An 11905-nucleotide genomic window follows, 5' to 3' on the forward strand; every position below is an offset into this window, starting at 1 on the left:
GATGCAGGCACGGTTCGAGGCGGCATTCGCGCATCTGTCCCGGTCGGTCAAAGCCGGGCGCATTCCGGGCGGCGTGCTGGGGCTGGTCACCGGCGACGGTGCCCGGCAGGTGCGCGCCGTGGGGCGGGCGCAGATCGTGCCGGTGGTCCGGGACATGCACGAGGATACCTGGTTCGACCTCGCCTCGCTGACCAAGGTGATCTTCACCACCGAGCGCATCATGGCCCATGCTGCCGCCGGGCGGCTCGATCTTGACGCGCCACTGACCACCATCCTGCCCGACCTGCGCCAATACGACATGACGGCCTGGGAGAGGCAGGTGACCTTCCGCGACTGCCTTGGCCACCGCACGCCGTTTCCGGCGGTCGAGCCGATCTATACCTATGGCGCCGACCCAGAGTTGCTGCGCGCCTTCGTGCTGCAACGCGAATGGCGGCGGGGCCCGCCGGTCTATTCCGACATCAACTTCATCCTCCTGGGCATCGCGCTGGAGCGGATCGAGGGGCGGCGGCTGCGCGACATGGAGCCGGGGCCGGGCTTCAGCTTTGCCCCGCCGCCCGGCGATTGTGCCGCCACCGAGGATTGCACTTGGCGGGGCCGGGTGATGTTGGGCGAGGTGCATGACGACAATTGCTATGCCCTGCACGGCGCGGGCCATGCGGGGCTCTTCGGCACCGCCGGATCAGTGCTCGATTTCGCCGCCGGGCTGCTTGCGCAGGACGCGGCGGGCGAGGCGCATCCGCGCCTGCTGCGACGAGAGTTGCGCGAGGCGCGGGGGCATGGCTGGGAACTGCCGCATCCGGGCTGGTCGGGTGGCGACGCCTGTTCGCCCGAGACCATCGGGCATACCGGCTTTACCGGCACCGGCCTCTGGATCGACTTCGCCGCCGGTCACGCCTGGACGCTTCTGACCAATCGCATACATCCCAGCCGCCACACCGACAGCGGCATCGCCGGGCTGCGCCAGGCGGTCGGGGGGGCAATCTACGGAAAGGACGAATGACATGGAGCCTCAGTGGGCGGTCGGATTGATGACCGGAACGGTGCTGGACGGCCATATCGACGTGGCCCTGATCCGCACCGATGGCGAGCGGGTGGCGGAGTTCGGGCCATATGAGCTTGTCGCCTACCCGGACGAGATCAACGCGATGCTGGAACAGGCACTGGCGCAGGCGCTGGACTGGGGCTTTGCCGGGCCGGACCCGGAGGTTTTCGCCCGCGCAGAACGGGTGCTGACGCTGGCGCAGGCCGACGCCGTGCGCCGGGTGGTCGAGGGGGCCGGAATGGGCCTTGGCCAGATCGCCGCCGTGGGCTTTCACGGCCAGACGGTGCTGCACCGTGCGCCGGTGCCGGGGCGGATCGGAGAGACACGTCAACTGGGCGACGGGGCGCTGATGGCCGAGATGCTGGGCTGCGACGTGGTCTATGATTTCCGCTCGGCCGACATGGCGGCGGGCGGGCAGGGCGCGCCGCTGTCGGCGGGCTATCATGCCGCCCTTCTGGAAGGGATCGGCGCACCCAAGGGCACGGCGGTTCTGAACCTTGGCGGCGTCGCCAACGTCACCTGGCGCGGCGCGGACGGGGCGATTGCCGCCTTCGACACCGGCCCGGCCAACGCGCCGATCAACGATTTCATCAAGTCGCGCGGGTTGGGCGCGATGGACCGTGACGGGGCTTTGGCGCTGCAAGGCAAGGTGGACGAGGCGCGGCTGTTACAGCGGCTTGACCATGCCTATCTGGCGCAGCCCTATCCGAAATCGCTCGATCGGTTCGATTTCGGTTTCGACTGGGTCGAGGGGTTGTCGGACGCGGACGGGGCGGCGACGCTGACCGCGTTCTCGGCGGCGGCGGTGGGCAAGGCGCTGGACCTGTTGCCGGAGCGCCCGACGCGCCTGATCGTCTGCGGCGGCGGGCGGCGCAATCCGGCGCTGATGGCGGCGCTTGGCGCGCGCGCCGGGATCGAGGCGGTGCCGGCGGAGGCCGTCGGCTGGCGCGGCGATGCGATCGAGGCGGAGTGTTTCGCCTTTCTCGCGCTGCGCAGCCTGCGCGGCCTGCCATTGAGCTTTCCCACCACCACGGGCGTTCCCGAGCCGATGACGGGCGGACGCATCGCGCGGGGGCGTTGATGAGCCTGTCGTTTCGCATCACCGACACGCCGGGGGCCGAGGTCGAGGCAATCGGCCAGGCGCTTGCGGCCTTCAATGCCGCCGATGTCGGGCCGTCGGAGCGCCGTCCGTTGGCGGTTATCGCCGAGGAGGATGTGCTGGTGGCCGGGCTGTCGGGCAGCACGTCCTGGGGGTGGCTCTATGTCCAGTGGCTCTGGGTCGACGAGGCGCGGCGCGGCGAGGGGCTTGCGGGAACGATGCTGGAGCGGGCCGAGGCCGAGGCGCGGGCGCGCGGTTGCAAGGGCGCGAATATCGACTGCTTCAACCCGGTCGCGCGCCGGACCTATGAACGTCAGGGCTATGTGGTGTTCGGCGAGATCCCGGATTTTGTCGCCGGACGCTCGCGCTGGTTCCTGTCGAAACGCTGGGGCTAGGTCCTGAGGCCGGTTTCCTCGAGCAGGCCAAGCCTCTTGGCCTCGTAGTAGTAACCGCGGGCATACCACATCACCGCCTCGTCGCGGTTGCCGCCCGAGACCAGCCAGGCGCCGCGCAGGTATTTCACCGCGTATTGAAGGTTGGTGTCGGCATCGAGCAAGCCCTCGGGCGCGCCGCGATAGCCCATGGTGCGGGCGGTCTGCGGCAGGATCTGCATCAGCCCGTAATAGGGCCCGTTGCGCGCGCCGGGCCGGTGGCTGGATTCGCGCACGATCTGGCGATGCACAAGGTCGCGTGGCACGCCGTAGTGATCGGCCCACTTGTTGATCAGCACGCGCAGTTCCGGCGTCTCGTTGGGATAGAGCGCAGGCTCGCCCGGTTGGAGTGCGGCGGACCGCTCCGGCCCGCCGAGGTCGCCCATGGTGCTGACCACGTTCTTGACCTGCGCACAGGCGGACAGCCCGACAATCGCAATGGTGGCGACGGCGGCGCGCGTGAATGCTGTCATGGATCTTTCCTCATTGTCCCGGGCGACACTCTGCGCCGATTTCACCGACCTGTGAAGCGCCCAAAGGAAGCCTCGGCAATCCGCCGCCGATCGGGCACGGCCGGCGGCCGACATGAAAAAGCCGCGCGAGTTGTCCCGCGCGGCGCTGTGTTCCGGTCGATGGAGCCAGGCTTACGCCTTGTCCTCGGAGGCTTCTTCTTCCTCGGCCACGGCTTCGGCCAGGTCCTCGTCTTCCGAGGTGGCGGCGCCGATGTCGTCGAACAGTTCCGCGATCTCGAAATCGGCCGCGGCCTCTTCCTCGGCGGCAAGTTCCTGGATCGACTTGCCCGACGCCTGCAACTCGGCCTCTTCGGGCGAGCGGGCGACGTTCAGGTGAACCTTGGCCACGACCTCGGGGTGCAGGTGCACCTCGATCTCGTGCAGGCCCAGGGTCTTGATCGGCTGGCGGATCAGCACCTGTTTGCGCTCGATGGTGAAGCCTTCTTCGGTGGCCACGTTCGAGGCGTCACGGGTGGTGACCGAGCCATAGAGGTTGCCGCCGTCCGACGCGGCGCGGATCACGACGAACTGCTGCCCGTCGAGCCGCTGCGCCATCGCCTCGGCTTCCTTGCGGGTTTCGAGGTTGTTGGCCTCGAGTTGCGCCTTCTGGCTTTCGAACTGGGCGATGTTCGCCTTCGAGGCGGTCAGCGCCTTGCCCTGCGGCAACAGGAAGTTGCGCGCATAGCCGGACTTGACGTCCACGACATCGCCCATCTGGCCCAGCTTGGCCACGCGTTCAAGTAGGATGACTTGCATGATGCTCTCCTTACTTCACGGCATAGGGCAGCAGCGCGAGGAACCGGGCGCGCTTGATCGCACGGGCCAGTTCACGCTGCTTCTTGGACGACACCGCGGTGATGCGCGACGGCACGATCTTGCCGCGCTCGGAAATGTAGCGCTGCAGCAGCCGGGTGTCCTTGTAGTCGATCTTCGGCGCATCGTCGCCGGAGAACGGGCAGACCTTGCGGCGGCGGAAAAACGGTTTTGCGGCCATGTTCTGATCCTCTCTCGTTTACCGGTCACGACCGCGGCGATCGCCGCGTTCTTCACGTTTCTGCATCTGGACCGACGGACCTTCCTCGTGTTCGTCGACCTTGATGGTCAGAACCCGCATCACGTCGTCATGCAGGCGCATCAGGCGTTCCATTTCCTGCACCGCCGGCGCCGGAGCGTCGGTGCGAAGAAAGGCGTAATGCCCCTTGCGGTTCTTGTTGATCTTGTAGGCCATCGTCTTGACGCCCCAGTATTCGGAATCGACGACCTTGCCGCCGTTGTCCGCAAGGACGGTTCCGAAATGTTCGATGAGGCCCTCGGCCTGCGTGTTGGACAAGTCCTGACGCGCAATCATCACATGCTCGTAAAGCGGCATGTCATCTCCAGTTCTTTCAAGGCGCGCTTCAAAGGGCGGGTCATGCCTTCCGCTCCCACCCACGAGAGGCCACGCGGTTCAGTCGATACGCGGAAGGACGGGGCCTTATACACGGCTCAGGCGCCGATGCAAGCCCGGTGGCCGGCGTGGTGGCTGCCCGCAAATCGCCAGTTGCCCGCCCAATTTCCGCCAAAGTGATTGCGCAACAATTCAAACAACCTGAAGAGGATGGACCGCAGGAGCCACACCATGTCCGCATCTGCCGCTGAATTCGACCTACGTCCGAGCGCAAGGCGCGACAAGCACGCGTTGGCCGTGGACAACACCCATTGGGGCTATTCCATCCGCGATGCCGCCACCAAGAGCGTGACCGGGATGCTGGTTGCCTCCAGCGGCCGGTTCATCGGCGCGATCCTGCTGATGGCGGCGGCCGGGCTGTGGATCATGCCGGATGCGCTTCTGACCCCCGAAGTGCTGGGCATGAAGCTGGGCGCGATGGTGATGTTCACCATTCTGGGCGGTTATATCTTCTGGGTCGGGCGCACCTGCACGCCGGGCGAATTCCAGTTCGACACCACCCGCAACGAGGTGCGCATCGGCACCCGCGCCGTGAACGGTGCGTTTCGGGAAAAGGGCGTATTGAACTTTGGCGACATCTCCTCGGTGTTCCTGCTGCGTTCGAAAGAACAGCGCAACGCCACCCGGCTGTTCCTGCGTGTCGGCACCGGCAACGATGCGCTGGAGATCGCGACCGGCAAGCAGGACGAGCTCGAGCGCCTGCGCGACCGGATCACCCGCGACCTGCAGCGCGCCGCCGAGCCGCCGGCGCCGGCACAACCGGTGCACCGGCAGGCCGAAAAGGTGGTGCCGCGCCGCGTCGCCTGAGCCGCGCACCCGAACGAGGCCCCGACCCCGCTCCGCCACCGCGGCGCGGGGTCTTTTTTGTGCGGTGCGATTGCCTAGGCTTTCCCGGCACGCTATCCCGAGACCGACCAGACAAGAGGGAGGGGCGATGACCCGCGCATTTGTATTTCCGGGGCAGGGGGCGCAGACCATCGGCATGGGGCAGGCACTGGCCGGGGCCTATCCCGAGGCCCGCGCCGTGTTCGACGAGGTCGACGAGGCGCTGGGCGAAAAACTCTCGGCGCTGATCTGGGAGGGTGAGCAGGACACGCTGACCCTGACCGAAAACGCCCAGCCCGCCCTGATGGCCACCTCGCTCGCGGCGATGCGCGCGCTCGAGGCCGAGGGGGTCGGGATCGAGGCGGCGGCGTTCGTCGCCGGGCATTCGCTGGGCGAGTATTCCGCGCTGGCCGCCGCCGGGGCGCTGACCGTCGCCGACACCGCACGGCTGCTCAGGCTGCGCGGCCAGGCCATGCAGGCCGCCGTGCCGGTGGGCGTGGGCGCGATGGCGGCGCTGCTCGGGCTGGATTTCGACACCGTCACCGAGGTCGCCGAGGAGGCCGCCCAGGGCGAGGTTTGCCAGGCGGCGAACGACAACGACCCGGGACAGGTGGTGGTATCCGGCCACAAGGCGGCGGTGGAGCGCGCGGTCGAGATCGCCAAGGCGCGCGGGGCCAAGCGGGCGCTCTTGCTGCCGGTGTCGGCGCCCTTTCACTGCGCCCTGATGCAGCCCGCCGCCGAGGCGATGGCCGAGGCGCTCGGCCAGGTCGACATCGCGCGCCCGAAGGTGCCGCTGATCGCCAATGTCGCGGCCGCGCCGGTGTCCGATCCGACCACCATCCGCTCGCTTCTGGTAGAGCAGGTGATGGGCTCGGTGCGCTGGCGCGAAAGCGTGCTGGACATGGCCGAACGCGGCGTCACGGAGACCTGGGAGATCGGCGCGGGCAAGGCGCTGTCGGGCATGATCCGCCGGATCGACCGCGAGATCGCGACGCACAACATCGGCACGCCCGACGAGGTGAAGGCCGCCGCTGCGGCACTGAACGGATAGGCCGGGAAACGGCGGCGCGCGCCGCCATGCGACCGCCCCGCACGGGGGCGGACCGGCGACACAAAAAGGAAGAAAAATGTTTGATCTGACTGGAAAACGCGCGCTGGTGACCGGCGCATCGGGCGGCATCGGCGGCGCCATCGCCCGCGCCCTGCACGGCGCCGGGGCCACCGTGGGCCTGTCGGGCACCCGCACCGAACCGCTCGAGGCGCTGGCCGCCGAACTGGGCGAGCGTGCGCATGTGCTGCCCTGCAACCTGTCCGACCCCGACGCCGTCGATGCGCTGCCCAAGGCCGCCGTAGAGGCGATGGGCGGGCTGGATATCCTGGTGAACAACGCCGGCATCACCCGCGACCAGGTGTTCATGCGGATGTCGGACGAGGATTGGCAAACCGTTCTGGACGTGAACCTGACCGCCACCATGCGGCTGTGCCGGGGCGCGATCCGGGGCATGATGAAGGCGCGCTGGGGCCGGATCGTCAACATCTCGTCGATCGTGGGCGCCACCGGCAACCCCGGTCAGGCCAATTATGCCGCCTCCAAGGCCGGGATGGTCGGGATGACCAAGTCGATCGCCTACGAGGTCGCCTCGCGCGGGATCACCGCCAATTGCGTCGCACCCGGCTTTATCGCCACCGCCATGACCGAAAAGCTGACCGACGACCAGAAGGGCAAGATCAACGCCCAGATCCCTGCCGCGCGCATGGGCACGCCCGAAGAAATCGCCGCCGCCGTGCTTTATCTGGCGGCGCCCGAGGCCGGCTATGTCACCGGCGCGACGCTGCATGTGAACGGCGGCATGGCGATGCTGGGATGACGGCGCGCGAACAGCGCCGGCCGGCGGGACAAACCGTTTGCCAGCCGGGCGGTTTGTGCTAAAGGGTGCGCAGGTTTTCGCCTCGATCCGGGGCGGTCCCGGTGTCGATTTCCGGGGCGACGAGATGGCCCAGCCGGGTCGAATGAAACAGGTCATGTGCCTGAAATATGTGAGGATTTACCATGAGCGACGTCGCAGATCGCGTGAAGAAAATTGTTGTCGAGCACCTCGGCGTTGAAGAGGACAAGGTCACGGAATCGGCCTCGTTCATCGACGACCTCGGCGCCGACAGCCTCGACACCGTCGAGCTGGTCATGGCCTTCGAAGAGGAATTCGGCATCGAAATCCCCGACGACGCCGCCGAGACCATCCAGACCTTCGGCGATGCGGTGAAGTTCATCTCGGAAGCCTCGTAAGGCACCCGAGACCGACTGACAGGAACGGCGTCCCGCGGGGCGCCGTTTTTTTGTGCGCACGGGGCGTGATTCGCGCCCATTCCCGGCCCGAACCGGAACAATGTTCCGCTTCCGCCAATGCCGCTGGTCCGCCGTCGCGCCGCGCGGCGTGGCTTGGGGCGGACTTTTTCCCGGCCCGGCTGCTATCACCTTCTCAATTCGATTTTCGATTGAGGAGGCTTTCATGCCCAAGGACATTTCGACCGACATCGTGACCGTCACCCCCGAGACCGTGGCCCAATGGCTTGTCGAGGGCGAGGTGGTGCTGGTCGACGTGCGCGAGACCCGCGAATACGACCTCGAACACATCGCCGGTGCGCTGTTGCTGCCGCTGTCGTCGTTCGAGGCGGAGGTGTTTCCGGTGCTGACCGACAAGCCGGTGGTGCTGCATTGCGCCATCGGCAAGCGGTCGGCGGCGGCGGCACGGATGCTGCTCAAGGCCGGCCATCGCCGGGTGGTGCATATGGAGGGCGGGCTGACCGCGTGGAAGGCCGCCGGGTTGCCGGTGGAAGAGGAAATCGCCGAGCCGGCCCCGGCCGAGGCCGCGACGCCGATCTACCTCTGCCCGACGCCGGGGGCGGTGCTGCGCGACGAGTTCCTGACCCCCAACGGCATCACGACCGGCACGCTCGCCCATGCCATCGGCGTGACCGAAACCAGCATCGCGCGGCTGATCGCGGGCGATCTCGGGGTCGATGCGGAATTGTCGCTGCGGCTGGCGCGGTATTTCTCGACCGCCGCCGATTTCTGGCTGCACGTCCAGAGCGACCACGATATCGAGCACGCGCGCCATGCGGTCGGTGAGCAGTTGCGCGCCGAGATCCGGCCCCGCGCGGCCTAGCTGTCGCCCTGACCCCGGCGGCGGCGGCGACGACCGCCGCCCTCGCCCCCGGCGTTGAAATCCACGTCGGGCAGGGTCACGATGCTGGCCAGATGCGGGAACGGCTCGGCGGCGTTGGGCATCGCGGTGGCGTTCACGAAATGCTCCTGAAAGCGCGGCTCGACGGCGGTTTCGATCTTTTCGATCTGGTGCACCACCGCCTCGATCTCGTCGCGCGCGCCGATGTTCAACAGCGCGATGCGCGCACCGGTGCCCGCCGCATTGCCCGCCGAGGTGACCTTGTCGAGCGGACAGTCGGGGATCATCCCCAGCACCATCGCGTGCTTGGGCGAGATATGCGCGCCGAACGCCCCCGCCAGCACCACCCGGTCGACCGTGTCGACGCCGCGCTTGTCCATCAGCAGCCGCGCCCCGGCATAGAGCGCCGCCTTGGCCATCTGGATGGCGCGGATATCGCCGTTGGTGACCAGGATGCGCGGGCTGTCCTCGTCGCCCTGCCAGAGCACATAGGCATGGGTGCGCCCGTCGGGAATGCTGCGTTCGGTGCCGCACTTGTCGGCCGCGCCGATCAGCCCCGAGGCATCGACGATGCCGGCCATGCGCATCTCGGCCACCGCCTCGATGATGCCGGAGCCGCAGATGCCGGTCAGCCCGGTGCTGGCGATGGCCTCGGCAAAGCCGTCCTCGTCCGACCACAGGTCGCTGCCGATCACGCGAAAGCGGGGTTCCTTGGTGACCGGGTCGATCTCGACCCGCTCGATCGCGCCGGGGGCGGCGCGCTGGCCGGATGAAATCTGCGCGCCCTCGAAGGCCGGGCCGGTGGGCGAGGAACAGGCCATCACGCCGGACTTGTCGCCCAGGAAGATCTCGGCATTGGTGCCGACATCGACCACCAGTGCAAGGTCGTCGGACTTGTGCGGCTGTTCGGACAGCGCCACGGCGGCGGCATCGGCCCCGACATGGCCCGCGATCAGCGGCAGCACATAGGCGCGGGTGCCGGGCGCGAGGTCGAGCCCGATCTCGGCGGCCCGCAACGCCTGCGCCGCGCCGGTGGCGAGCGCGAAGGGGGCCTGGCCAAGCTCATAGGGATCGAGCCCGAGAAACAGGTGGTGCATCACCGGGTTCATCACGAAAGCGCTGTCGAGGATGGTGGCCTTGTCGATGCCCGCCTCGGTGGCCAGCTCGTCAAACAGCCGGTTCAGCCCGTCGCGCACCGCCTGGGTCATCTCGTCCGCGCCGCTGGGGTTCATCATGCCGTAGCTGACCCGGCTCATCAGGTCTTCGCCAAAGCGGATCTGCGGGTTCATCAGGCCGGACGAGGCGATCACCTCGCCGGTGACCAGATCGACCAGGTGTCCCGCGATGGTGGTCGAGCCGAGGTCGACGGCAAGGCCGTGAATGCCGCCCTCGTGAAACCCCGGCCAGAGCGCGGTGACGGTCGGTTCGGGGCGCAGGTGCAGGGCCGCGGTGACCGCCCATTTTCCTTGCCGCAGAACGGGTTGCAGGGTGGGGAGAAGGTGATGATCGAACTTGATGCCGGCCAGTCCGGTGGCCTCGCCTAGCGCCGCCAGCAGACGCTCGCGGTCGCCCGAGGGGTGGTGCATGTCGGGTTCCTCGACCTCGACATACTGCAGGCGGATCGCCGGATCGAGCACGATGTCGCGCGCCTCGGCGCGTTTGCGCACCACCTGTTTGTGGACCTGGCTTTCGGGGGGAACGTCAATTACCACGTCCTTGAGGATCTGCGCCTGGCAGCCCAGCCTGCGCCCCGATTTCAGGCCGCGGATGCGGTCATAGCGTTCCTCGACCGAATTGAACGGCGACAGCGCGTCGGGGGCGACGGTGACCCCGTGCTTGGCGAACTCGCCCACCCCCGGCGTGACCTGGCACTTGGAGCAGATGCCACGCCCGCCGCAGACCGAATCAAGGTCGACGCCAAGCTGGCGCGCGGCGGTCAGCACTGGCGTGCCGGGGTCGACCCGGCCACGTTTGCCCGACGGGGTGAAGATCACGAGGGGGCCGGTCTTGCCGGTATCTGTATCGGTCATCGCGCGCTCCGTTCGGGTCCTTGTAGCGCAGAGGGGGCCAGGTGCAAGTGCGCGGACGCGACACCGCCGGGCGCGCAAGCGGCACGGTCAGGCGAGGGCGCGCAACCGCGCGAACAGGGCCGCGATGGCGTCCCGGTCGATATTGGCGAAGGCGATACGGATCTGGCGGGCGCCGGAGGCGTCTCCCTCGGGCATGAACATGGTGCCGGGCAGGGCGAGGACGCCGATCTCGGCCACCATGCGTTTGCACAGGGCGTCGGACGAGGTGTCGAACGGGTGCTCGACATAGGCGAAATAGGCCCCCGCGCCGCGCAGCCGCCAGCCGGGAAGCCGGGCGAAGCCTTCCTCGATCGCCGCGCGCCGGTCGAGGATCTCGGCCCGTTCGCCCGCCAGCCACTGGTCGAGATTCCGCATCCCCCAAAGCGCCGCGTGCTGGGCGATCTGGTTGGGGCAGATCGCCACCGTGTCGAGGAACTTCTCGACCTCGGCCAGCCGCGCCGGGCTGGCGAGAAGCGCGCCGACGCGGTGGCCGGTCAGCCGGTAGGCCTTGGAGAAGGAATAAAGGTGGATCAGTGTGTCGTCCCAATCGGGCTGTGCAAAAAGGTCGTGCGCCGGGGCCGGGCGACTGTCGAAATCGCGGTAGGTCTCGTCGAGGATCAGCGCAAGGCCGTGGGTTTTCGCGAGATTGCGGAAAGCGGCCACCAGGTTGGCCGGGTATTCGACGCCGCCGGGGTTGTTGGGCGTGACCAGCACGATGGCGCGGGTGCGGGTGGTGATGCGGGCCTCGGCCTCGGCCACGTCGGGCAGAAGCTCGGCATTGGTGGGCAGGGGCACGGCGGCAACGCCGGTCATGTCGAGCCACATCTTGTGATTGAAATACCACGGCACCGGCAGCAGAACCTCGTCGCCCGGTGCGGCCAGCGTGGCCATCGCGGCACAGAACGCCTGGTTGCAGCCCGAGGTGATGGCGACCTGATCGGCGCGAACGGTGCCGCGGTAGAGCTTGGCGGTCCGCCCGGCGACCTCGGCGCGCAGGGCGGGCAGGCCCAGCACCGGGCCATAGAGATGCGCGCCGTCATCGCTCAGCGCGGTGTCGGCCATCACCTGGCGCAGGGCGGGCGGCGGCGGCTCGACCGGGGCGGCCTGGCTTACGTTGATCAGCGGGCGGTTTTGCGGGAAGGTCACGCCATCGAGCCAGCGCCGCGCCTCCATCACCGGCGGCGGTGTCGTCCGGGCGAGGTTGGGGTTGATCTGGGGCATAGCGCATCCTCGGCGGTGTCAAAAGGTGCGCCTGCGGCGCGCTCGATCGGTTTGTTCGGGGTTTCACCCCGGGT

At 68.1% G+C, this 11905-nt stretch carries 14 protein-coding genes; 8 read left to right on the top strand and 6 right to left on the bottom strand.

Going from position 1 to position 11905, the window contains the following annotated elements:
- The first annotated feature begins 1 nt into the window (after nucleotide 1).
- From FVF75_RS09145 to FVF75_RS09155, 3 genes are read left to right on the top strand one after another with little or no spacing between them, the layout of a single operon-like run.
- Nucleotides 2-1003: a serine hydrolase domain-containing protein gene (locus FVF75_RS09145; protein ID WP_148377676.1), complete on the top strand. Its 1002-nt coding sequence runs from the start codon at nucleotides 2-4 to the stop codon at nucleotides 1001-1003.
- Nucleotide 1004: 1 nt separating this feature from the next.
- Nucleotides 1005-2126 (top strand): anhydro-N-acetylmuramic acid kinase, encoded by a 1122-nt coding sequence (locus FVF75_RS09150; protein ID WP_148377677.1) that lies wholly within the window; start codon nucleotides 1005-1007, stop codon nucleotides 2124-2126.
- Nucleotides 2126-2539, top strand: coding sequence for a GNAT family N-acetyltransferase (locus FVF75_RS09155; RefSeq protein WP_148377678.1), 414 nt, complete (start codon nucleotides 2126-2128; stop codon nucleotides 2537-2539). Before FVF75_RS09150 ends, FVF75_RS09155 begins: the two co-directional genes overlap by 1 nt.
- On the opposite strand, the gene FVF75_RS09160 is transcribed toward FVF75_RS09155, so the two are convergent.
- The 4 genes from FVF75_RS09160 to rpsF form a co-directional block, all read right to left on the bottom strand.
- Entirely contained in the window at nucleotides 2536-2961 is a 426-nt protein-coding gene (locus tag FVF75_RS09160; RefSeq protein WP_484177384.1) for a transglycosylase SLT domain-containing protein, read from the bottom strand. The two genes, FVF75_RS09155 and FVF75_RS09160, sit on opposite strands and share 4 nt — an antisense overlap.
- A 258-nt stretch (nucleotides 2962-3219) precedes the next feature.
- Nucleotides 3220-3843: a 50S ribosomal protein L9 gene (gene rplI, locus FVF75_RS09165; protein WP_148377680.1), complete on the bottom strand. Its 624-nt coding sequence runs from the start codon at nucleotides 3841-3843 to the stop codon at nucleotides 3220-3222.
- A 10-nt stretch (nucleotides 3844-3853) separates the two neighbouring features.
- A complete protein-coding gene (gene rpsR / locus FVF75_RS09170) occupies nucleotides 3854-4081 on the bottom strand; it encodes a 30S ribosomal protein S18 (protein WP_148377681.1) in 228 nt (75 codons plus the stop codon).
- An 18-nt stretch (nucleotides 4082-4099) separates the two neighbouring features.
- Nucleotides 4100-4456 carry a 30S ribosomal protein S6 gene (gene rpsF, locus FVF75_RS09175; RefSeq protein ID WP_148377682.1) on the bottom strand — a complete coding sequence of 119 codons (357 nt, stop codon included), beginning with the start codon at nucleotides 4454-4456 and terminating at the stop codon, nucleotides 4100-4102.
- Between the two features lie 249 nt (nucleotides 4457-4705).
- On the opposite strand from rpsF, the gene FVF75_RS09180 reads away from it, so the two are divergent.
- The 5 genes from FVF75_RS09180 to FVF75_RS17545 all read left to right on the top strand — a co-directional run bounded on the left by FVF75_RS09180 (nucleotide 4706) and on the right by FVF75_RS17545 (nucleotide 8523).
- A complete protein-coding gene (locus tag FVF75_RS09180) occupies nucleotides 4706-5341 on the top strand; it encodes a hypothetical protein (protein WP_148377683.1) in 636 nt (211 codons plus the stop codon).
- 127 nt (nucleotides 5342-5468) lie between these two features.
- A complete protein-coding gene (gene fabD / locus FVF75_RS09185; protein WP_148377684.1) occupies nucleotides 5469-6410 on the top strand; it encodes an ACP S-malonyltransferase in 942 nt (313 codons plus the stop codon).
- A gap of 76 nt (nucleotides 6411-6486) precedes the next feature.
- Nucleotides 6487-7227 carry a 3-oxoacyl-[acyl-carrier-protein] reductase gene (gene fabG / locus FVF75_RS09190; protein WP_148377685.1) on the top strand — a complete coding sequence of 247 codons (741 nt, stop codon included), beginning with the start codon at nucleotides 6487-6489 and terminating at the stop codon, nucleotides 7225-7227.
- Nucleotides 7228-7409: 182 nt separating this feature from the next.
- Nucleotides 7410-7643: an acyl carrier protein gene (locus FVF75_RS09195; protein ID WP_005645147.1), complete on the top strand. Its 234-nt coding sequence runs from the start codon at nucleotides 7410-7412 to the stop codon at nucleotides 7641-7643.
- Nucleotides 7644-7866: 223 nt separating this feature from the next.
- Complete coding sequence (locus FVF75_RS17545) at nucleotides 7867-8523, top strand: HigA family addiction module antitoxin (RefSeq protein ID WP_187393029.1); 657 nt, start codon at nucleotides 7867-7869, stop codon at nucleotides 8521-8523.
- Here FVF75_RS17545 and FVF75_RS09205 read toward each other — a convergent pair.
- Both FVF75_RS09205 and FVF75_RS09210 read right to left on the bottom strand, forming a co-directional pair.
- Nucleotides 8520-10571, bottom strand: a complete 2052-nt coding sequence (locus tag FVF75_RS09205) for an ASKHA domain-containing protein (RefSeq protein ID WP_148377686.1) — start codon at nucleotides 10569-10571, stop codon at nucleotides 8520-8522. The genes FVF75_RS17545 and FVF75_RS09205 overlap by 4 nt on opposite strands.
- An 87-nt stretch (nucleotides 10572-10658) precedes the next feature.
- Nucleotides 10659-11831: an aminotransferase gene (locus FVF75_RS09210; protein ID WP_148377687.1), complete on the bottom strand. Its 1173-nt coding sequence runs from the start codon at nucleotides 11829-11831 to the stop codon at nucleotides 10659-10661.
- Between the last annotated feature and the right edge of the window lie 74 nt (nucleotides 11832-11905).

This window comes from Maritimibacter fusiformis (genome assembly GCF_008086115.1).
Classification (GTDB): domain Bacteria; phylum Pseudomonadota; class Alphaproteobacteria; order Rhodobacterales; family Rhodobacteraceae; genus Muriiphilus; species Muriiphilus fusiformis.